Origin of the sequence: Dyadobacter sp. CY323, assembly GCF_021390245.1 — a bacterium.
GTDB lineage: Bacteria > Bacteroidota > Bacteroidia > Cytophagales > Spirosomataceae > Dyadobacter.
This window is the reverse complement of sequence record NZ_JAJUXH010000020.1, coordinates 125,902-148,680: the sequence shown is the minus strand read 5'-3', so window position 1 is coordinate 148,680 and position 22,779 is coordinate 125,902. Positions and strand designations below refer to the sequence as shown.

The window sequence follows — 22,779 nt, the reverse complement described above, 5'->3', positions numbered from 1 at the left end:
GCTTCATGATAGCAGTCGAAACGGTAATCCGAAAACTAGTAGGGGAATATGAATTTGTTATAATTCCAGGATTTGGTGCCTTACTTTCTCACCAGATTCATGCTTCCTACGACAGTAATTCAGGATTCTTTTCACCTCCGGTCAAGAAATTGGCATTTAACGAATACCTTAAGCTGGACGATGGATTGCTGGCCAATTACATTTCACGGCATGAGAATTTGTCGCATCTGGAGGCTGTCGAATATGTGAAGAAGTATACGGAATCACTCAGGAATGAACTGGAAGCAGAAGGAAGAGCTGGCATTTCGGGGATCGGTGAGTTTAATAAAAACGTGGAGGGTAAACTCGTTTTTGAACCTAACAATGATAAGTGTTTCAAAGATGATTGGTATGGATTTGAAAAGGTAAAAGTTCGTACATTTAATAACAAGGTCAGTACTGCCATTGCCTCTGAGAGCTACGCTAACGAGGATGTAGAGGTGCTTGAACTACCGGATAATTACAAACGGAAACCAGTTAAATGGGTAGGATGGGCAGCAGCAGCCGTGTTTATAGGTCTGCTCTGCGGTTTGAGCTTCTTTGTCGTTAATTCTTCTGAAAGTGAAATTCGCAGTACATTAAATCCTTTTACTGAGCTCTTCAAGTCAAAGCCCGCAGAGGTTGCAGATAAAGTTGTTTTGAAAGAGCCTGTCATAGCTCAGAAGGAAGTTGCACCAACGTCAAATGTTGAGCCGACCATAACGGAGGTTGATTCAGTCGTTGTTAATTCCGTTACAACTTCAAATGCGGCAGAAGTGCTCCCCGAAAAAGGTTCTGCGGCAGTAACATCTGTGCCGGAAACAAAGGCAGTACCAGCGACAGATGGTAACTTTTATGTGATCGCAGGTGCTTTTAAGGGACAAAAACAGGCGAATGTTTTGTTAGCGGACCTTAATAAAAAGGGGTTCAACGACGCATTCATTATCCCGGCGAACAAATACAGCAGAAAAGTAAAAGTAGCAATCAGCGCGTACGAGAGTGAGAGAGAAGCATATCGCGCATCCGCCAGGCTAAAAGAGGTGATAGGTGAAGCCGGATGGGTATTAGAGAAAAAATAACATTAAGAAATTTCTTTAAAGGAGGCCGCTGGCTTCCTTTTTTGTTATATACGAATTTGTCTAAATTTACGTTTTCGAGAGAAATTACCGAATAGAGCAATGATTACATTACAGGCAGAAGATCGACAACGAATCGCAATTTCCTGGGCCTGGTCCTTCGGACTTACTGCAGCCATGCTTGGCTTGTTTTTCTTTATCCGTTTGAACTCTTCCTTGCCAAAGGTGGAGCCAATGGAGCTTTTTGTGGAGGTGAACTATGGAACGAGTAAGGTTGGTAAAGGCGATGTACAGACCTTTAATAAGCCAAATGATAGCAAGGTGGCCGAAAACATGAAAGCTGACGCGGATGAAGTGAAAAAGGTGAAGTCAGTTGCTACACCCAAGCCAACGCCTCCCACACCGCCTAAAATTGAGTCTCCGAAGCCGGTTAAGACTGTTGCGGAAAAGCCAGTAATAGCTTCCAAAGTTGAAAGCCCGGTTGAAGCTCCTGAAAAAACAGATGTCAAAAAGTCAACTGGAAGTGAAAGCGCGTCGGCTCCGGTTTCAAAGCCTGCACCCGAAAAAGCAGTTAATAAAGATGCATTGTTTACAAAATCGTCTGGAAGCAAATCCGGAAGTAATGGAACCACCGGCACAAAGAGTGGGGTCGGCGGAAACAATAATGGGGATGATGCCGAAGGAGTTGGCGATAAAGGGTCTAAGACGGGTAGCCTTTTTGCAAAAACTTACAAAGGTGAAGGCGGTGGAGGCGGAACTGCGGTTGGGTTAAATTTGTCAGGATGGAGCTGGTCGAGAAGGCCGGTTGTGGATGATAATTCCGATGCTACGGGTGATATTACATTCAAAATTACTGTTGACCGTAATGGGCGGGTGAAAAACATCGTTACGCAAAGTACTACGGTCACGGATTACGCAGTCGTTAATAAATACAAAAGCGCAGTGAGAGATCTGACTTTCATCCCAAAATCGTCTAATGTACCAGACGAATCAGTTGGAACAATCACATTCAAAATACGCTCTCGATAAGTAATAATGAATTATCAGGAAACGATCGATTACCTGTATAGCAGATTACCGGTTTTTCAGAACATAGGGGCCCGTGCTTTCAAGCCGGGCCTTTATACTACACAAGAGCTTTGCAGATCTCTTGGGGATCCTCAAAACAAATATCGTACAATCCATGTTGCGGGGACAAATGGGAAGGGTAGCACGTCACATATGCTGGCAGCAATTCTCCAACAGGCTGGCTATCGCGTCGGCTTGTACACGTCTCCGCATTTAAAGGACTTTCGGGAACGTATAAGGGTGAACGGTGCATTTGTTTCGGAAGATTTTATCGTTCAATTTACAGCAGGTCAGAAATCTAACATTGAAAGCTTAAACCCTTCTTTTTTCGAAGTGACTGTGGCCATGGCATTTGACTATTTTGCGCAATGCAATGTGGATGTAGCTGTCATAGAGGTAGGTATGGGCGGCCGGCTCGACTCGACCAATGTGATTACCCCGGAAGTATCTGTTATAACCAACATCAGTTATGACCATATGCAGTTTTTGGGGGACACTCTGCCGTTAATCGCATCAGAAAAGGCTGGTATCATTAAGGAGGGTGTACCGGTTGTAATCAGTGAATATCAAAATGAAGAAGTCAGCGCAGTATTGACTGGTAAAGCAAATGAAGTCGATGCGCCACTCTCTTTTAGTTCTGAGAGATTCAGAGTGGAATCCATCGGGATGGAAGACGGGAGATCGAATCTGAATATTTGGGACAATATCTCAGGAAAACTCGCATGGGCTGGTCTGGAGTTGGACCTTACCGGTTCATATCAAACAAAAAATATCGCGGGCGTCCTGAGCGTAGTTGAGATTCTAAAGTCAGGCGGTTGGTCGATAAGTGAAGATTCCGTCTACTCTGCAATGAAGTCTGTGGTTAAACTGACGGGCCTTAAAGGCAGGTGGCAGTTATTACAAACGTCACCAGTTGTGTATTGCGATACGGCGCATAATTCAGCCGGTTTGAGTGAAACGATTGAACAATTTGAAATGCTTCCGCACACTAGGAAACGGTTTGTGCTGGGTTTTGTAGGTGACAAGGATATTACAGGGATGTTAAAGCTATTCCCAGTTGATGCTGATTACTATTTTTGCCAGCCATCAAACACACGGGCGCTTAACGTATCAGAACTTAGCTTGACTGCCGCAAAACAGGGTTTGTTTGGCAAAGTCTTCGGCGATGTGAATGAAGCCTTAAATCAGGCACTAAGTGAGGCTTCATCTGACGACATCATTTACGTTGGTGGGAGTACTTTCGTGGTGGCAGATCTTAAAAACTTATAATTAAATAGAATGGCGAGAAGGAAATTGCATCATTACCAGTTCAATGAAGGTGCAGACAATGTAATTCAGGCGGGAAAACCACTTTATTCAGGAATTAAGGGAAAGTGGAATGAGCTTTATTTTGAGAACTCGAACCCAATTGTAGTGGAGTTGGCTTGTGGAAAAGGAGAGTACACGGTTGGACTTGGCAAAGTGTTTTCTGACAAAAATTTTGTTGGAATGGATATTAAAGGTGACCGCATAGCCAGGGGAAGCGCGCTGGCCAGTGAGCTTAATCTAACGAATGTTGCTTTTTTGCGGGGTGGAATTCAATATTCTCATGAGTTTTTCGAGGAAAAGGAATTGAGTGAAATCTGGTTGATCCACCCGGACCCACAGGTACGCGATCGGGACGAAAACAAACGCCTGACCAACCCCACGTTTTTAGAAAAATACGCGGGATTTTTAAAAACTAAAGGGATATTTTGCTTAAAAACGGATAGCTCGTTCCTTTTTGAATACAGCTTGGATTCACTTGCAAAGTGCGGGCACTTTAACATCCTTGAATTCACGGATGACCTTTATCAGTCCCAACTTTTGGATGAGCATTTTGGTGTGAAAACGCATTATGAAGGTATTTTTACATCAAAAGGGCATACCATTAAATACATTAAAGCGGAGGTGGTTAATATGCATTAAAGTAAAAAAGCCGGCCAGAATGGGATCTGGCCGGCTTTTTTACCTGTATTAACTTAAAAATTACTTCCCGATCAGGCTGGCGAAGTAGTAAACTGTTCTTACCAATTGAGAAACGTAAGACATTTCATTGTCATACCAGCTCACAGTTCTAACCAGCTGAGTACCACCTACTTTCTGAACTCTAGTTTGTGTCGCGTCGAACAGGGATCCGTAGCTGATTCCAATAATGTCGCTGCTAACGATTTCATCTTCTGTATAACCATAACTTTCGTTTGAAGCCGCTTTCATTGCTGCATTGATTTCTTCAACAGTTGTTTCTTTTCCAAGAATAACTGTCAATTCGGTCAATGAACCTGTCAATGTAGGAACACGTTGAGCAGATCCGTCAAGCTTGCCTTTCAAGGAAGGAAGTACTAAACCGATCGCTTTTGCAGCTCCTGTGCTGTTGGGAACAATATTCTGTGCAGCAGCGCGGGCTCTTCTCAAATCACCCTTCGCGTGCGGTGAATCCTGGGTATTTTGGTCATTTGTGTAGGCGTGAATGGTAGTCATCAAGCCATTTACGATGCCAAATTTCTCTTCAAGTACTTGCGCCATCGGAGCAAGACAGTTTGTTGTGCAAGATGCTCCGCTGATAATGGTCTCAGAACCGTCAAGAATGTCATGATTTACATTGAAGACGATGGTTTTAAGATCACCGGTAGCAGGAGCGGAGATTACCACTTTCTTTGCACCTGCAGTAATGTGTGCGCTCGCTGACTCCTGGCTAGTGAAAAAACCGGTACATTCAAGCACTACATCAACATCATGTGATCCCCAGGGAATTTGTGCAGGATCACGTTGTGCATATATTACTATGTTTTCACCATTGACAACAACTGAATTGTCGGTGGATGTTACATCGGCGTCAAAACGGCCTTGTGCTGTATCATATTTTAAAAGGTGTGCTAAGACCTTTGGGCTCGTCAAGTCATTTATAGCGACGATATCTATGCCCTCCATATTGTAAATCTGACGATAAACTAGGCGGCCAATACGGCCAAATCCATTGATTGCAACTTTAACTGTAGACATATCTTTTTGATTATTTATTTGCCGCAAAAATAAAGAAAATGTAGCCGTATCTAAAGGATTAGGGGGTTTATTAATACATCTAAGTTAATAAAACGATATTGCTATTAAAATTAGTAAACACCATGCTAGGAATTTTTACTAATTTACTAAAATAGCTGGCATTTACTTTTCCTTCTTTATTAGGGTGCTTTGATTATATTTTATTGGATTTACTCTCTGTTCAGCTTATCTTTAATTATAAGACACACTAGCAATCCTATGTTAATGACCGTGGTAAAAATGAAGTAATATATTATTCTCGTCTATTTGTTAACATATTGATTTAGTGCGCTTTAAATGTTTTTAATTAATCTTTTACTTTAACATGAGTTTTACAGAACAAATTGAATCTTATTGGTCGAACCGCGAGCTCTTAAAAGAAGAGTCAACCAAACAATTCATCAGAGATATTATCGAAGAGGTTGACAAGGGTAGGTTGCGTGTCGCGGAACCGGCAGAAGACGGAACCTGGATTGTCAATGAATCGCTAAAAAAAGCGATCATCCTGTACTTCCCAATACAACAGATGGAGATTAGTGAGGCCGGTATTTTTGAATACCACGATAAGATGAAATTAAAAAGTGGTTACGACAAACTCGGCGTGCGGGTTGTTCCACCTGCAGTCGCAAGATATGGCGCATACATATCTAAAGGAGTTGTGCTTATGCCATCCTATGTAAATATAGGTGCATACATTGACGAGGGAACAATGGTTGACACCTGGGCCACAGTTGGCAGTTGCGCACAAATTGGCAAGAATGTCCACTTAAGTGGGGGAGTGGGCATCGGCGGCGTACTCGAACCTGTGCAGGCTTCACCCGTAATCGTTGAAGATGGAGCATTTATTGGTTCCCGCTGCATTGTTGTAGAAGGCGCTCGCATTGGAAAAAGAGCAGTTTTGGGCGCGGGGGTAACCATCACCGGAAGTTCTAAAATAATTGATGTTACTGGTCCTGAGCCTATTGAGTATAAAGGTTACGTTCCTGAAGACTGTGTAGTAATTCCAGGCACACTGCCTAAGGAATTTGCAGCAGGTACGTACCACGTTCCATGTGCACTTATTATCGGAAAGAGAAAGCCGAGCACAGATCTAAAAACTTCGTTAAATGAGGCTCTTAGAGATAATCACGTAGCAGTTTAACCTGTTTGATAACTTTCTCGGCATCAGAATACGGTACATATTGTGCCGTATTTTTTTTGATTACTTATTCTAAAAATGGCGTTACAAATGTAAATCATAACTAATTTACATTATGACACAGTATTAGATATGATTGTTAATCAATGTTGATATTACTAAACTATTTGATTTACATTTGTGATATAAAATGTAAATCTGATGGATTTAAGTGAGAAGATTAAACAAATACTGGCCAATAAGAACATTACGCCATCCATTTTTGCTGATGAAATAGGCATTCAGCGCTCCAGTATGTCACATATTCTGGCTGGCCGTAACAAACCAAGCCTCGATATCGTCCAGAAAATTGTCAAGCGATTTCCGGATTTGGGTTTGAACTGGATATTGGATGAAGAGGACTTACCCGTCATTACCAAACCTGTCGCGCCAGAATTGGCTGAAACAAAAGCCCTGGCCACTGACCGGCTCAGATCAAATGTCGAAAGCAGGAAACAGGAAATGCCCGCCGAGAAGAAGATCGATCGAATCTTGATCTTCTATACGGATGGCACCTATAAGGAATTTAAGGAAGCGTAATGAGACGTTTGAGTGTGGTTACTTGATAAGATTTACAAACCCATTCAAATCCAGTTCGCTCGTTTTGATAACAAATGGATAGAGTCCTGCGGGTACCGGTTCATTTTTGTAGGTTCCGTCCCAAGGCCTATCGTAACCTTTCGAGAAAAAGATCAATTCACCCCAGCGGCTATAAACACGCATTTCCAAAATTTGATCCTTAGCATTATAGATCTGGAAGGTGTCGTTATGGCCGTCATTGTTTGGTGTGAATGAATTAGGGATGTGCATTTTATCTACAACAAAAACAAGTACCGAAGCCTGGGCTGAGCAACCATTGGGTGATGTAACCGATAATGTGTAGGTCGTTTCCTGTAATGGCGATACGATGGCTTGTTTTGCCTCTGGATCAGAATCGAGTCCGTCCATTGGTGCCCAGGCATATGTGTAATTCTTGTTAGGAGGAACAAGTGATGGTGCCAGCGTGGTCGACAAACCTTCGATTACACCCTTCCTAGTCGGTAAGGACAATTTGAAATCCTCTGATGCGATTGTTATAGTGTCCCTGCCGATACATCCTGGCCTATCGTCCGATATTTCCAGAGTATACACTCCTGGTCGGCTAATGGCAATACTAGTATTTTTATCTGGTATTAACATTTTGTCCCTCATCCAAACCAAACTCTGGCCACTCTGTACATTACCATCATTTGCGAAAAGCATCATCGTTCTACCATTGCACAATGAGTCACTATCAGCAGTGATAGTTGTTAGTATCGGTTCTGAAAGTCGAACGTGAACGGATAACGAACTGGTATCTCTTGAACATTTGCGTGTATAACTTTTTACAACAGAGTACTGACCTGAATCTTTCACCATGATACTGGCACCCGTTTCTCCCGGCAGATTAAGACCATTTAATTGCCACTGATACGACCAGTCGGAAGAGCTTTCTGTTTCAAGTTTGATTGTGCTTTCAGCACAAAAAGCCACATCGCTAATTGGTTGGGCAGCATATGTGATGACAGGTGGTTCTGGCTGATCATCATTGCAATCAATAACCAATAACTGGAAATCTCTCCTTACAAAGCCTATTCTTTTCCCGTCCCTAAACTCCTCACACTGCACTGTAAAAACGTATAGCCCGAGTGTATTTGCAGTTACCGTGACTAGTCCTTTATTACTAACTTTTAGGGGAGCGGAGCCAGGTATTACGTTGGAGAGTGAAATGCCCGATTCCCAGGTTATCTGAGGATAACCATTTTTTGGAGAATCATTTCCAAAGGGTTGTTGAGTATTGGTATTTCCTCTCAGTGGAGTCACCAGTGAATAGCGAAGTTCATCGCCATCAGCGTCGGTCGCGCCCATGGTCATTGTGAACGGTTTATTGCTACAAATATACCTGCCGTTCGGTGCCACAAACTCTGGGGAAGAATTTTTAGTCGTAAGTGGAGGAAATTCGAGATAAAATACCATTCCATTATCGCCAGACCGGACGATGTTATTTATATCGTCATTTCGGCAGCATCGTTCCCAAACAATGTAATACCCTTCGGGATCACTATAAGTCTGTGGATTGAGGGTGACAATTCCCTTATAAATACCAACAGATGTATTCAAAGAGCGGCTGCTGGCGCATGCTTTGTTCTGGTAAGCAAGCGTTTCTGCCCGTAGGTAGCTAACTCTAACTCTCGTTAACAACCTGTTGTTATTCTTCTGATAGATGAATAATTCAGCAATAACATCTCTGTTACCGAACTGGGCCGGAGTGGTCTCTATCAGACTATTTGTATCCCAGAATTGTAGTAAAGTGATTTCAAAAGTATTAGTGGTACCGTTTGGCCTCATTTGCAATTCGCCACCAACAATGTGGTTGCCTTTTGCAAGCGGTGCAAAACTTACTAACACCATTAAAAATATTAAGATACGCATTAAACCTGAGCTCATAGGATCAATTTTCGCCAATCGCACATTTTGATAAAATTAATCAAAGGCCTTCCAAATAGTAGAATCTGGTGCGAAATATTTCAAACAACTCATATATTAATTGTTTCTTCCATGCACTTTTTGATTTTCACCGGACAGAGCAGGATATTACCTCTGCAATCTATCCCATCATTCCACGCTTATGAATCTACCTCGACTAATTAAATGGAGCGTCGGCAGACAATTATTTAGGAGAATGGTGATAGCCTGGAAATCCAACCCTAAGTTCAACTGGGATGGACAGCCCAAACTGCGTCGACTTTACCTAAACATAATACCTTAAACCAAATGTCTCTTTTGATACATTCTGGTAAATTCCATAACTTTAACAAGTGACTACACGTTACTACTATACTGTCCCCGCAATCCGGAACAATACCTACCGAACTTCCATTAAACCCCTAATTTTATTACTGTGTTACTCCAAGGAAACGAAACATTCTGGCTTTGGCAATTTCTGGGGCGGCTGCACCCAATGATGGTACACTTCCCAGTTGCATTACTCTGCGTCGCCCTTTTATTCGAAGTAATTGATTGGAAACGCAAATCGGCTGGCCTGCGCGATGCCGTCAAGATCCTTACCTGGATCGGCACGATCAGTGCCGTATTGTCCGTCATTTTCGGATTGCTTCTTGCTGACTCTGAGGAAGCCAGCGGGACGAGCTTCGAAATTCATAAATGGTTGGGGATTGCGACTTTGGCTCTGGCGGTAATCACGACATTCGCATTGCGTTCGGGTAAACGCGTCATTTTCCGGTCACTCATTTTCACGACCGTATGTGGGGTCTCGTTTGCAGGACATTACGGTGCCTTGTTGACGCACGGTGACGATTATTTTTCAAGCATTCTTCTCACAACGGATTACAAAGAACCAAATGGCGATGTCGCGGCGGAGCCGGATTTTGTGTTGACCAACAACGGCGCATTGAACCCGCAGCAAGTGCAGGATTTGAATATTGAGGTCAGGACCATACTTGCCCACAACTGTTACAGCTGCCACAGCGAAACAAAAACCAAAGGCGACCTGCGTCTCGACAGCAAAGATGCCATCATGAAAGGCGGCGAAGGCGGCCCGGTAGTGATCCCGAACCATCCGGATAAAAGTGAGCTGATCAGGAGGATTTCTTTACCAAAAGGTGATAAAGACGCGATGCCTACCAAAGGAAAGAGGCTGACTGAAAGAGAAGTGAAGCTGCTCCGTTTTTGGATTGAGAAAGGCGCATTGTGGCCGGATGGCAAAGAAAAAAGCATTTACCGCGTGGCTGCTCTCGAACCGAGAATGCCAACCGTACCCGCTCCAACCGCAGATTTGACCAAACCGGTCGATCTTTTTGTAAATGCATATTTCATAAAAAATAATGTCGCGTGGAAACCGGTAGTTAACGACCGCATTTACATTCGCAGGGTATACCTGGATGTTATCGGCCTCATTCCATCGCCGGAAAAAATTGAAGCATTTGTTGCGGATACTCGTCCGGACAAACGGGAGCTGCTGGCGAAAGAACTGCTTGGCAGAAACGATGACTACGCACAGCACTGGATGTCGTTCTGGAATGACGCATTGCGCAACGACTATTCGGGGACGGGTTACATTACCGGCGGAAGGTTCGACATTACCAAATGGCTTTACACCTCGTTGCAGGACAATAAACCATACAACTGGTTTGTGAAAGAGCTGATCAGCCCGACGAAGGAATCCGAAGGTTTTATAAAAGGCATTAAATGGCGCGGCACGATCAATTCGAGCCAGCGGACCGAAATGCAGGCGGCTCAAAACGTTTCCCAGGTGTTTCTTGGCCTCAACCTGAAATGTTCGTCTTGTCACGACAGTTTTGTGAGTGACTGGAAACTGGCCGACTCGTATGCTTTCGCCAATATTTTCGCAGATACATTACTTGAAATAAACCGTTGCGATAAACCTACCGGAAAAATCGCAGGTACCAGAATGCTGTTTCCGGAGCTGGGAGAGATTAGTGTAAATGCAAGTACCGAAAAACGTTTGAGAGAGTTGGCCGATTTTCTTGTGCAACCGAAAGACGGAAGACTTTACCGGACCGTTGCCAACCGGGTCTGGGCGCAGCTGCTCGGCCGCGGCATTGTGGAGCCCGTGGATGTCATGGACAATGTGCCGTGGAGCGAAGACCTGCTCGATTGGCTGGCGTCGGATTTTACCGCGAATGGGTATGACATGAAAAAATTGATCTATACCATTGTGACTTCGAAAACCTACCAACTTCCTTCGACTTCCGTAAAAGAGGCTCAAGATATTATGGCCAACGATTTCAAGTTTACCGGAATGGTCAGAAAACGCCTGTCTGCGGAACAGTTCTCCGATGCGATCAGTGCCGCATTTAATCCAATGTATGCCGACTCGGACATTGTGTTCAAAAGATTGCCTGCGGATATAAAAAACCGGATGCCTTTTGCGCGTGCCGCTTTTGTAAAAAATGATCCGTTCCTGACTTCACTCGGTCGGCCAAACCGGGAGACGGTCAGTACCAGCAGAACGTCTCAGGTTAACTTATTGCAGGCTCTGGAACTGACAAACGGGAACAAGTTTACCGAAACGTTGAAAGCCGGATCGAAACGATGGAAAGCCAAATATCCGACTTCAGACGCTCTGGTCACTGCATTATACCAAAAAGCTCTGGGCCGCTCGCCGGTACCAAAAGAGCTCGCGGCTGCAAAGAAAATTCTCGGGCTGACGCCGAATGAAGAAAGCATTCAGGATCTGGTCTGGGCGATCGCACTCGTGCCGGAGTTTCAGTTAATCTATTGATAGATCATCCTATACCGAAACTTTCATTACATATCTGATATATCAAAAGCATTGAACTTTAAGTATTTAATGAATGTCAGACAAATATAAAACATTTAATATTTTTAAAAAGATTATTTATTATCAAAAGTATTAAAAGTAAAATAATCTAATATCTGTGAACCAGCATTTTAAATAAAATAAAAATGAGAAGCCAATGGAATAGGAGGGAGTTTTTGCAGCATGCGAGTGCTGCAACACTAGCAGCTCTGGCTGCCGGAGCTCCTGTATCAAACCTGCTTTCTTCGTGTAAAGGCAAATCCGGATCCGATTCCTCGGCGGATACAGTAATATTACTTTGGATGGCCGGCGGCATGGCGCACACGGAAACATTCGATCCGAAACTGTACACGCCGTACGAAAAAGACATGGAAGGTAACCGGGTTTTAAGCACGTTTAAATCCATGCCCACGAAACTCGACGGCATTCATTTCTCGGACGGATTGCAGTCGATCGGGCAAGTGATGGACAAAGGCACTTTGATCCGCTCGTATGTCGCCGCCGACATGGGGCACATCCTGCATTCACGGCATCAGTACCATTGGCATACCTGCTACGAGCCGCCGCAAACCGTTGCCGCACCGCATATGGGTTCATGGATTGCCAAAGAACTCGGCCCGAAAAATCCGGTAATCCCGGCATTCATTGACATCGGCCAGCGGTTTACAGTAGGAGAAGCCGAAGAACTGAAAGCCTTTCACACAGCCGGTTTTCTTGGAAATGAGTTCGGTCCATTCTTTATACCCGACCCGAGCCAGGGGCTGGAAAGTGTTCGCCCGCCGGTGGGAATGGATGCGAAACGATTTGAACGAAGAAACCAGCTTTACAATGAACTGATCAACAATAGTCCGGTTGGGGAATTCGGGAGCGACTACCAGCGGGAATCTTTGAAACGTTCCATGGAGCAGGCTTATGCATTACTGAACTCCCCGGAGTCGAAAGCGTTTGACCTGAGTACGGAACCCAAGGCAAGTTATGACATATATAACACCGGGAAATTTGGTCTCGGCTGTCTTTTAGCCCGGCGACTGACCGAACAGGGAGCTCGTTTTATCAGCGTTACCACCGAGTATGAGCCATTTAAAGGTTGGGATACGCATGAAAACGGGCACACGCGCCTGGAAGAAATGAAGAGGCAGATCGATGGACCCATTGCCCAGTTAATCAAGGACTTAGACCAGAAAGGACTGCTGGATCGGACGATGGTAGTACTTGCCAGCGAGTTCAGTCGCGACATGATGGTGGAAGGCCGGCCCGACCAGAAAGTATTGGAGCAGGTTGCCCAGCCCGACATTCTTTCCGATCTGAAATTCTACGGAATGCACCGCCATTTTACCGATGGTTGCTCTATGCTGATGTTTGGCGGCGGAATAAAAAAGGGATTCGTATATGGAAAAACAGCCGACGAGCGGCCATGTAAAACCATTGAAAATCCTATAAAAATTGACGGTGTCCACCAGACGATTTACCATGCATTAGGGATTGCGGCCGACACCCAGTATGAAGTTGAAAAACGCCCATTTTACACGACTCCCGATGGTAAAGGCAAAGCGGTAATGGAACTTCTCACGTAACGATATTCACTCCGCAACTAAAACACCCGGCAACACGTCGGGTGTTTTTTTATGATTTAAATCCTAAAAACTATTGCAAATTAAATATTGGTTAAAACCAGACAGAGCAGGACAGTCAGTTATCGCAATCATTCTAGTATTGCATTAATATTACTATATGAAGTAATATTTGCCTTTAAGTAATCGCAACAACATTTAATTCTTAAAGTAGTCATATTTAGTAATGCAACCTTTTGTAACTGCATCTTTACTTCAACACCTCAGTACCACACGCATTTTTAAAAATACATAGCTGTTACTAAAATATTTTTTAAAGTAAGTGATACTGACTATTCCTAACCAACACCCTTGAAGTCAATACCCAAGTTCCTGCTGAATTTCTAATCTAAACCAAGTACTATGAACCAATTTCGACAATTCTCTAATTGTGCAAAGTTGAATTCCATTGTGAAGCTTTCCATGAGCCAGGTGCTCATCGGGGCTGCATGTTGTCTCAATGCGATGGCCGACAACCATCCTGCACCAACTCTGTTCGTGGAGAGCAGTTACATGAAACTCGACAAGTCCATCAGCGGTAAGGTCACGGACGACGCTGGCGAAAAAGTCCCCGGTGTAAGTATCGTCCTCAAAGGCTCTACTGTCGGTACCGTTACCGACGCAGAAGGTTCTTACTCCATTACCGTACCGGATCAGGGAGCAACCCTGATTTTTTCATCCGTTGGTTTCCTTACACAGGAAGTACCTGTGGGAAACACAAATTCCATTAACATCAAACTTGCCGCCGATTCGAAAGCACTTTCGGAAGTGGTGGTCGTGGGCTATGGTAGCCAGCTCAAAAGAGAAATAACAGGTGCTGTACAGACTGTCAGCGCCGCTGACATCAAAGATGTGCCGGTTTCTCAGGTTACCCAAAAATTGCAGGGACGGCTTGCAGGTGTTCAGATTAACCAGACTACCGGAAAACCCGGCCAGGGAATGACGGTACGTGTTCGCGGACAAGTATCGGTATCGGCAGGTAGTGATCCGTTATATGTGATTGACGGTTTCCCGATCACAGGTAATATCGGTGCATTGAACCCGGACGAAATCGAGGACATTTCGGTACTTAAAGATGCTGCCTCAACATCCCTTTACGGTTCACGTGCAGCCAACGGCGTTGTGCTCATTACCACCAAGCGTGGCAAACCGGGTGAGACCAATGTGGGCCTTACCGCGTATTACGGGATTCAGAACGTGCCTGAAAGAGGCCGTGTGAAAATGTTGAACGCGCAGGAATTTGCCCAGTTCAAAAAAGAACTTTTCGAGGACGAGAACAAGCCAGTCCCGCCAGCGTTCCAAAACCCGGAGAAGTACGCGAACCAAAACAATGACTGGTATGATGCAGTTCTCCGTAATGCACCGATCCAGAGCTATAACCTTACGATCACTTCCAATAAAGAAAGGCTGAAAACATCGCTTGTGGCAGGGATATTCAATCAAAAAGGTGTGGTTGTAAATAATGACTACAAGCGATATTCGCTACGGATGAATTCTGAATACGATGTTTCGGATAAGATCCAGATCGGCTTTAATATTGCACCGCAGTACATTTTCGACAATACACCAAGAACCGATGGTGACCGGGGAACAGGGATCCTCTTCAATGCATTGCATACCTGGCCGGTAATGCCGATTCGCGATGCAAATGGCGAACTGACAAAGGTCAATACCTTTCCCGAAGGAACTGGGAATATTTTTCAGTATCCAAACTGGGTACGGGCTGCACAAGAACTGATCAACGAAAACAAGAACACCAAATTACTTGGTAACACTTATCTCGTTTACAGCCCGATCACAGGTTTAAAATTGAGAGCTACATTGAACGTTGAATACGAGAATAACAAATTTTTCTTTTTCAACCCTTCGACGGCAACAAGCAATATCAACGTTGCAATCCCGACAACTGCCGTTTCGATACGTCAAAGTCTTGAAAACGTGGGCTGGCTGAATGAAAACACGGCTGTCTACAACAAAAGCTTTGGTGATCACAACTTTGAATTACTGGCTGGTTTTACGCAACAGCGTTATCGTCAGGATTTTACACGTATTCAGGCAGATACCTACGCGGATGACAGGCTTCCAACTATTCAGGGCGCGCTCAATATCAACCGCGGCGGCACGCAAACTGGTGTAAACGAATGGTCGTTAACATCTTACCTGTCCCGTTTGTCTTATAACTACAAGGGAAAGTATCTGTTCACCGCTGCTGTTCGTGCCGATGGTTCATCCCGTTTTGGTACGGATAATCTCTGGGGTACATTCCCGTCTGCTTCTGCCGGCTGGGTTATTTCGGATGAAAATTTTCTTAAAGACGTAAGACAGGTTTCGTTCGCGAAGATCCGGGGTAGTTTTGGTGTGATTGGTAATAATAACATTGGTAACTACACCCAATATGCGCTTGTGAATAATACGACCAATGCAGTTTTCGGAGGTAATGTGGCTACCGGCGCCGTGGTTACATCGCTGTCAAACAGAAATCTGGGCTGGGAAACTACCAAACAATTTGACCTTGGATTAGACTTGGGATTATTCAATGACAGGATCCAGTTCATTTATGATTACTACACAAAAAGAACAACCAACCTGCTATATGCTGTTCAGATCCCGCAAGAAGCAGGTTTCACCAACTATAATGACAACATCGGTGAAATTAAATTCTGGGGACACGAGTTTTCTTTAACAACCAGAAATCTGGAAGGAAAATTGAAATGGACAACCAATGCAAACATTTCTTTCAATAGAAATAAGGTAATGGAACTGGCCCCGGGGATCGACCGCGTGTATGGTAGTTTCCACATTTCCCAGGTAGGGCAGCCTTTCGGGCAGTTCTACGGCATGGTGAAAGAAGGATTTTATGAAAGCGCAGAAGACCTGGCTAACTCACCGATCATTCCGGGACGTTCTGCCATTGGAACTATCAAATTGAAAGATGTTAACGGTGATGGTAAAATTACCTACGGTGGTGATGCAGATGACCGGACGATCATTGGTAACCCTTTCCCAAAATTCACTTACGGTATTGTGAATGATTTGAAATACGGAAATTGGGACTTCTCCATAGCTGGATCAGGTTCATACGGCAACCAGCTTTGGGTTCGACATCTTTACAGTACTGCCAACCTCGACGGTGTGTTCAACATGGTTGCAGGCGTAAAAGACCGTTTCCGTGTTAAAAACACAACAGTTAATGGAATTGGTGTTGCTACTACGGTGATCAGCAAAGGTAGTGGGATGTATGGCGCGACAAACAATGGCGGTAACTTCACCGGTATCGAGCGTGACTGGAACAGCTCACACTTTGTAGCTGATGCGTCGTATTTCACGATCAAAAACATTACCATCGGCTATAACATTGGCAAAGTGAATAAGTTTTTCAAAAATGCCCGTATCTATGGCTCGATCCAGCAGGTTTATGTATTTACCAAATACTGGGGCGGACCTAACCCTGAAACCAGTGCGCAAGGCGATGGTAACGGCGACGGAGGTAACCTGAGCCAGGGTGTTGACTTCTCCAATTATCCTGTACCACGTACATGGACTTTGGGTGTAAACATGAATTTCTAAGCCAGCCCTTCATTCAATTCATTATTTCAATTATCAGAATATGAAAACAAAATATATAGCATCCTGGCTCCTGACAATCGCATTGACGACGGGCTGCCGCGAGGATTTCTTAACTGTAATTCCGGAAACGGCATTAAGCTCGGGTACCTTTTTTGTAACGGAAGCGGATTTTACACAAGCTGTAAATGCTACCTATGTGCCACTTCGTCAGATGTACAACGAACGCGCGTGGGTGTTGGAAGAAATGCATTCCGATAATACGTACTATGCACGTAATACCCTTTACGGTGCGGTGGATGCAACTGAAAACGTTGCGGATTTTGCGGTTCCAACTGCTGGCGGCGTAACTGCGAATGATAACGTTCTAGTTCAATATCGTCTTAATTATCAGATCATTGCGAGAGCAAATCAAATCCTGGCGCTCATTGACGGTGTGGAATTTACTCCCGCAAACAAAAATAACCTGAAAGGTCAGGCATTGTTTCTGAGAGCTTTCGCTTACTTTGACCTGGTTCGTTTGTTTGGGAAAGTGCCTTTGCACCTTGTTCCGGTAATTGGCCGCGAAGATGCTGCATTGCCACTCTCAAGCACCGAAGAAATCTATGCGCAGATTGAAAAGGATGCAAAAGAAGCAAGTACTTTGCTTTTGAACAAAGCAAAACAGGAAGCAGGCCGGGCAACATCGGGCGCTGCAAAAACGGTCCTTGCCAACCTTTACATTACCCAGAAAAAATGGGCTTTGGCAGAACCGCTGTTGAAAGATGTGATCACAAACGATGGATATAGTCTGATGCCTGATTATGCCAACGCATTCTCGACCACTACTACAAACAAGAATAATGCGGAGTCTGTTTTTGAGATCCAGTATATGGAAGGCTCGGCCGGATATAATGGAAACCAGATCTATCGTTTCATTCCGTCGCCGATATCTGCGACTGAAATCGCGCCGATAACCGGCACATCAAATCCACAAGCGACATCTCAGGAAAGCAACAACATTCCAACGCCTGACCTGATCGCGGCTTACGAAGCGGGCGACAAGCGCAAAGATGCTTCCATTGCGTATGTTACACTGAGTGGCAGTCTCGCGGAAAATAAGGTATATCCTTATATCAAAAAGTATGCAAAAACACACTCATTGCACAACAACACAGGTCAGAACTGGCCCGTATACCGTTACGCGGAAGTGTTGCTTTTCATGGCGGAAACTCTGAATGAACAAGGCAAACCGGCTGATGCTGCCACATACCTGAACCAGGTACGCACACGTGCGGGACTGGCAGCAACAAAAGCGGCGTCACAAGCTGAAATGCGCGAAGCGATCTTCAAAGAAAGACGTGTGGAACTTGCATTTGAGAACAAACGCTGGTTTGATTTGACGAGAACCGGACGTGTGAAAGAGATCATCGGGGCCTATGGAGCGAAAGTAAAAGCCAATCCACAAGCCTATTATTTCCCAAAAGGCGCCGTTCCTCCTCCAAATGCATTTACCGTTTTGGATGATTATTATGGCCTTCCAGCCGTTGAATCAGCTTTGACGCCTAATTTTTAATGGAATGGGTGCGAGAGTTTTGAATGACTGAATGATCGAACATTAAAATCCGCATTCATGGTTGTGAGTAGACAAAAAGTGCAGCAAGCCAACGCGCTGCACTTTTTGTCATTTACAGAAATCCCCCATTCCTCCCCCGACACAACAGGATGCAAGGATCAAACATTACTGCTAATATTGTTACAATCGGATTATTTGTAGGTTTAGTTAGTTTTATTTAAGATATTAATACAGCACGACAGACCATAATTACTGCTTGATTATCAATTAGTCGCCAAAAAAATCACATCCATTATAAATCAAATAACCAATTTCTTAACTCTGAACTGTAAAATGTACACAAAAAAACAATGGTTAAAACTTCCGATAACACTCGCCGTACTGATCGCTGTGGGTGTTTTTTGCGGAGTGATGCTCAGCAACCGAACCGCCAAACACCGTCCTCCGGGTTCAAAGGTCGACAAGCTCAAATTGCCGGAAGGATTTAAAGCCGAACATTTATATAGTCCGTCCGAAGAAAAAAATGGCTCATGGGTATCTATGACATTTGACAACAAAGGCCGGATGATCACTTCTGATCAATATGGCGGGCTTTTCCGTCTGGAACTTCCGCCGATCGGATCAACCGAAAAGCCAAAAGTAGAAACTCTGAGGGTAGAAGGCGACACGGCGAAAGTTGCAATGGGCTACGCGCACGGTCTGCTTTATGCATTCAACAGTTTATATGTCATGATCAATAACCGTGAAAATGCGCGGTTTCCGAAAGGCAGCGGGTTGTACCGTTTGCAGGATACGGACAAGAATGATCAGTATGACAAAATCACGCTCATTAAAGGAATGAAAGGGGAGGGCGAGCACGGACCGCACAGCATTATCCTTTCTCCGGATAAGCAATCGCTGTACGTAGTTGCCGGTAACTTCACGGATCTGCCCAAAATGGACAGCTATCGTTTGATGACGAACTGGAAAAACGACAATCTTTTCCCATTCATCAAAGATCCGCGCGGGCACGCGAACGACAGGCATGCACCGGGCGGCTGGATCGCACATACTGATCCTGAGGGAAAAACCTGGGAGCTGGTAAGTGCAGGTTACCGTAATCCGTATGACATCGCTTTCAACGAAGCCGGCGATCTTTTTGCTTATGACTCGGATATGGAGTGGGATTTCGGTACACCCTGGTATCGTCCGACCCGCGTTTGTCATGCGACGAGCGGCGGCGATTACGGATGGAGAACCGGTTCTGCAAACACATCTCCCGCATTTGCCGATTTCCTTTCACCGGTTATGAACATTGGTCAGGGATCACCAACCAACCTCATTTACCTGAGCGACGCAAGGTTTCCTGCCAAATACAAAAATACGCTGCTCGCATTTGACTGGAGTTTTGGTATTGTTCACGGCTTGCATTTGAAACCAAGTGGCTCATCTTATACTGCAGATCATGAAGAATTTCTTTCCGGTGCACCGCTTCCATTAACGGACGGAGCCATTGGTCCGGACGGTGCCTTGTATTTCCTGACAGGCGGTCGTCGTCTGGAATCTGATCTTTATCGCGTGTACTATGGCGACTATAAAAACATCCCAGCTGGTGCAAATGTGGTAAAACCAACGCTAACCGCAGAACATAAGCAACGCACCGAGCTGGAAAAATTCCACGCAAAGAAAGATCCGAAAGCAGTTGCAACTTCCTGGCCATATCTGAAAAGCCCGGATCGCTTCCTTCGTTTCGCCGCGCGCTTAGCCATTGAACATCAGCCGGTTGCTGAATGGGAAAACAAGGTTTACGCAGAAAAAGACCCACAGACTTTGATCTATGCATCCATTGCACTGGCACGTGAAGGAGATTCGACCAAGGTAGGAGGGCCAATCTTGAAAGGTTTAGCCAGGATCGATTATGCGAAACTAGATGACTTGCAAAAACAAGCGCTTTTACGCGCAGTGGAGTTAACTCTTTACCGTACCGGGCAGCCGGACGCGGCGACTAAGGAGGCGATCATTGCGTACCTGAATCCAAAGTACCCGGCAACCAGTGCATTGCAAAACCGATTCTTGTCTAAAATCCTCATTACTCTCGAAGCGCCGAAAGCCGTTGAAAAAACACTTGCGCTGATTGATAAGAATGAGAAATTTGATGACAAAGACAATGAAATGGTAACTGCTTCCGCAGATCTTATTTTGAGAAACCCGCAATACGGACTCGATCTTGCAGGTTTGCTTGAAAAAATGCCGCCGCAGCAGCAGTCTTTCTATGCCATTATGTTGAGCAGTGCAAAAACGGGCTGGACTCCGGCGCTGAGCGAGAAGTATTTCAAATGGTTCCACAAAGCATTCAGTTATCAGGGTGGTCGCAGCTATATTGGATTTATCGACAAAGCCCGTCAAATGGCTTTGAAAAATGTTCCAAAAGACAAAGTGGCTTATTATAACAAACTATCTGGTGCTGAGCTACTTACCGGAACCGGAAATGATCTTGTGAAAGTATATTCTCCAAAAGGCCCTGGCCGCGGCTGGAAAGTCGACGATGCGGTTGCATTGGTTCAGGATAGCCTGGCAAACCGAGACTTCGACAGAGGAAAACTGATTTTTTCTGCCGTATTATGTAATCGTTGCCACATGATCCAGGGTGAAGGCTCGGATGTTGGTCCGGATCTGACTCAGCTCGGCACGAGGTTCTCTGTAAAAGATATGCTGGAGTCGATCATTATTCCTGACAAAACGGTTTCTGATCAGTATGCTTCAATCTCATACACGCTGAAAACGGGCGAGTCCGTGGTGGGCCGTCAGATCAATGAAGACGCCAATTTCTATTATATCGCGCAAAATCCATTCGACTCAAAAACCATTCGCAAAATCAGCAAAAAGGAAGTTGGATCCACGAAGATCTCAACGGTATCAGTAATGCTTCCCGGTTTGATCAATGGATTGAATCCTAATGAGTTACGCGATCTTGTTGCTTATCTGATGTCTGGCGGAAACAAGTCTAACCCGATCTATACCGAAGGTGCAAAAGCTCAAAAAGGCGGAAAATAGATCAGGCGATTTTAGAGTAGATTATTCGTTATAGTTCTTAATATAGTGGTGCTGCTGACTGTGGCACCACTATTTTTTTATACCGTTACAGCTTTTCCACCTGCCAAACTCTACAAAGTTCTCAGTATTAATGGTCGGAGTAATGGGGAGGCCTGGTAGTTGTTCACGCTGCCAACAATGTGCATTCCCGAAATGGGAAGTTCCAGAAATAGGCTTTGAAAAGACGCAATAACATTAACCAAATTACATATGTCTAGCAGACGCAACGCATTGAAAAACATTGCTGCCGGAACAGCCGGAATGCTTTCGATTTCAGAAGCATTCGCAGCAAGTGAAAAAGCGCTGGGAGCAAAACTCAGTGGAAAAATTAATCATTCGGTTTGCAAATGGTGCTATTCAAAAATACCACTTGACAGCTTCGCCCAGGATTGCAAAAAAATAGGTATCACATCCATTGAATTGCTCGGCCCGGAAGACTGGCCGACTTTAAAAAAGTATGGCCTGACTTGCGCACTGCCAAACGGCGCGGGAATGGGAATAGAAAAAGGCTTCAACGACCTGTCGCTGCACGATGAACTTGTGAAAAGTTACGAGGACATATTTCCAAAAATCAAGGAAGCCGGATATTCGAGCGTAATTTGCTTTTCAGGTAACCGGCGCGGAATGTCGGATTTGGATGGTATGCGCAACTGTGCGATCGGACTCAGAAGGTTAATGCCTTCGGCAGAAAAGTATGGCGTAACGATGATCATGGAACTGCTCAATAGCAAGGTGAACCACAGAGATTACATGTGCGATCACACTTCCTGGGGTGCCGGACTTTGCGAAATGGTTGGTTCTGAACGCTTTAAACTGTTGTATGACATTTACCATATGCAGATCATGGAAGGAGACGTAATCGCAAACATCAAACAGTATCATAAATACATTGGGCATTACCATACCGGTGGCGTTCCCGGAAGAAACGAAATCGACGAAACCCAGGAGCTGTATTACCCGGCAATTATGAAAGCCATTGCGGACACTGGCTTCAAAGGCTTTGTAGCTCAGGAGTTTATCCCAAAACGCGAACCAATCGCATCCCTGAAACAATGCGTGGAGATTTGTGATATTGCGTAGAAATCGACGTGAGTTGAGTAAGAATGGAAATTGGATGATGAAAACTTCACAGAGTATTTCATCATCCAATTTTTTGATTTTCAGCCTTGTAAGTATCCATTGTGCTGTAAGTTGACCGTCTTAGAATCAGATGAATGACTAGAATCGATATCTGGTGCGTGTTTAACAAAACCTTA

The 22,779-nt window shown here is 44.6% G+C and carries 14 protein-coding genes; 12 read left to right on the top strand and 2 right to left on the bottom strand.

The window, feature by feature from the left end; all coding sequences use genetic code 11:
- Positions 1-5 precede the first annotated feature (5 nt).
- The 4 genes from LZG72_RS23875 (at position 6) to trmB (ending at position 4,109) form a co-directional block, all read left to right on the top strand.
- Positions 6-1,097: an SPOR domain-containing protein gene (locus LZG72_RS23875; RefSeq protein WP_233877652.1), complete on the top strand. Its 1,092-nt coding sequence runs from the start codon at positions 6-8 to the stop codon at positions 1,095-1,097.
- 99 nt (positions 1,098-1,196) lie between these two features.
- Complete coding sequence (locus LZG72_RS23870; protein ID WP_233877651.1) at positions 1,197-2,123, top strand: hypothetical protein; 927 nt, start codon at positions 1,197-1,199, stop codon at positions 2,121-2,123.
- A 6-nt stretch (positions 2,124-2,129) separates the two neighbouring features.
- Positions 2,130-3,431 (top strand): folylpolyglutamate synthase/dihydrofolate synthase family protein, encoded by a 1,302-nt coding sequence (locus LZG72_RS23865; protein ID WP_233877650.1) that lies wholly within the window; start codon positions 2,130-2,132, stop codon positions 3,429-3,431.
- 9 nt (positions 3,432-3,440) lie between these two features.
- Positions 3,441-4,109 carry a tRNA (guanosine(46)-N7)-methyltransferase TrmB gene (gene trmB / locus LZG72_RS23860; protein ID WP_233877649.1) on the top strand — a complete coding sequence of 223 codons (669 nt, stop codon included), beginning with the start codon at positions 3,441-3,443 and terminating at the stop codon, positions 4,107-4,109.
- Positions 4,110-4,169: 60 nt separating this feature from the next.
- On the opposite strand, the gene gap is transcribed toward trmB, so the two are convergent.
- Complete coding sequence (gene gap, locus LZG72_RS23855) at positions 4,170-5,183, bottom strand: type I glyceraldehyde-3-phosphate dehydrogenase (protein ID WP_233877648.1); 1,014 nt, start codon at positions 5,181-5,183, stop codon at positions 4,170-4,172.
- A gap of 364 nt (positions 5,184-5,547) precedes the next feature.
- Here gap and LZG72_RS23850 point away from each other — a divergent pair, with 364 nt between their 5' ends.
- Together LZG72_RS23850 and LZG72_RS23845 are read left to right on the top strand one after the other, a co-directional pair.
- Positions 5,548-6,363: a 2,3,4,5-tetrahydropyridine-2,6-dicarboxylate N-succinyltransferase gene (locus LZG72_RS23850; protein ID WP_233877647.1), complete on the top strand. Its 816-nt coding sequence runs from the start codon at positions 5,548-5,550 to the stop codon at positions 6,361-6,363.
- Between the two features lie 198 nt (positions 6,364-6,561).
- Positions 6,562-6,939 carry a helix-turn-helix transcriptional regulator gene (locus tag LZG72_RS23845; RefSeq protein ID WP_233877646.1) on the top strand — a complete coding sequence of 126 codons (378 nt, stop codon included), beginning with the start codon at positions 6,562-6,564 and terminating at the stop codon, positions 6,937-6,939.
- A gap of 18 nt (positions 6,940-6,957) precedes the next feature.
- Here the strand turns inward: LZG72_RS23845 and LZG72_RS23840 are convergent, their stop codons facing one another.
- Positions 6,958-8,865 (bottom strand): gliding motility-associated C-terminal domain-containing protein, encoded by a 1,908-nt coding sequence (locus LZG72_RS23840; protein WP_233877645.1) that lies wholly within the window; start codon positions 8,863-8,865, stop codon positions 6,958-6,960.
- 505 nt (positions 8,866-9,370) lie between these two features.
- Between LZG72_RS23840 and LZG72_RS23835 the strand changes: the two genes are divergently transcribed.
- From LZG72_RS23835 to LZG72_RS23810, 6 genes are all read left to right on the top strand, one after another.
- Positions 9,371-11,683: a DUF1549 domain-containing protein gene (locus LZG72_RS23835; protein WP_233877676.1), complete on the top strand. Its 2,313-nt coding sequence runs from the start codon at positions 9,371-9,373 to the stop codon at positions 11,681-11,683.
- Between the two features lie 185 nt (positions 11,684-11,868).
- Positions 11,869-13,296, top strand: coding sequence for a DUF1501 domain-containing protein (locus LZG72_RS23830; protein ID WP_233877644.1), 1,428 nt, complete (start codon positions 11,869-11,871; stop codon positions 13,294-13,296).
- Between the two features lie 399 nt (positions 13,297-13,695).
- Entirely contained in the window at positions 13,696-16,899 is a 3,204-nt protein-coding gene (locus LZG72_RS23825; RefSeq protein WP_233877643.1) for a TonB-dependent receptor, read from the top strand.
- 40 nt (positions 16,900-16,939) lie between these two features.
- On the top strand, positions 16,940-18,451 hold the full coding sequence (locus LZG72_RS23820; protein ID WP_233877642.1) for a RagB/SusD family nutrient uptake outer membrane protein: 1,512 nt from the start codon (positions 16,940-16,942) through the stop codon (positions 18,449-18,451).
- Between the two features lie 333 nt (positions 18,452-18,784).
- Positions 18,785-21,484 carry a c-type cytochrome gene (locus LZG72_RS23815; protein WP_233877641.1) on the top strand — a complete coding sequence of 900 codons (2,700 nt, stop codon included), beginning with the start codon at positions 18,785-18,787 and terminating at the stop codon, positions 21,482-21,484.
- Positions 21,485-21,733: 249 nt separating this feature from the next.
- The gene (locus LZG72_RS23810) at positions 21,734-22,603 is read left to right on the top strand and encodes a hydroxypyruvate isomerase family protein (protein WP_233877640.1); all 870 of its coding nucleotides are present in this window, start codon (positions 21,734-21,736) and stop codon (positions 22,601-22,603) included.
- Positions 22,604-22,779 lie beyond the last annotated feature (176 nt).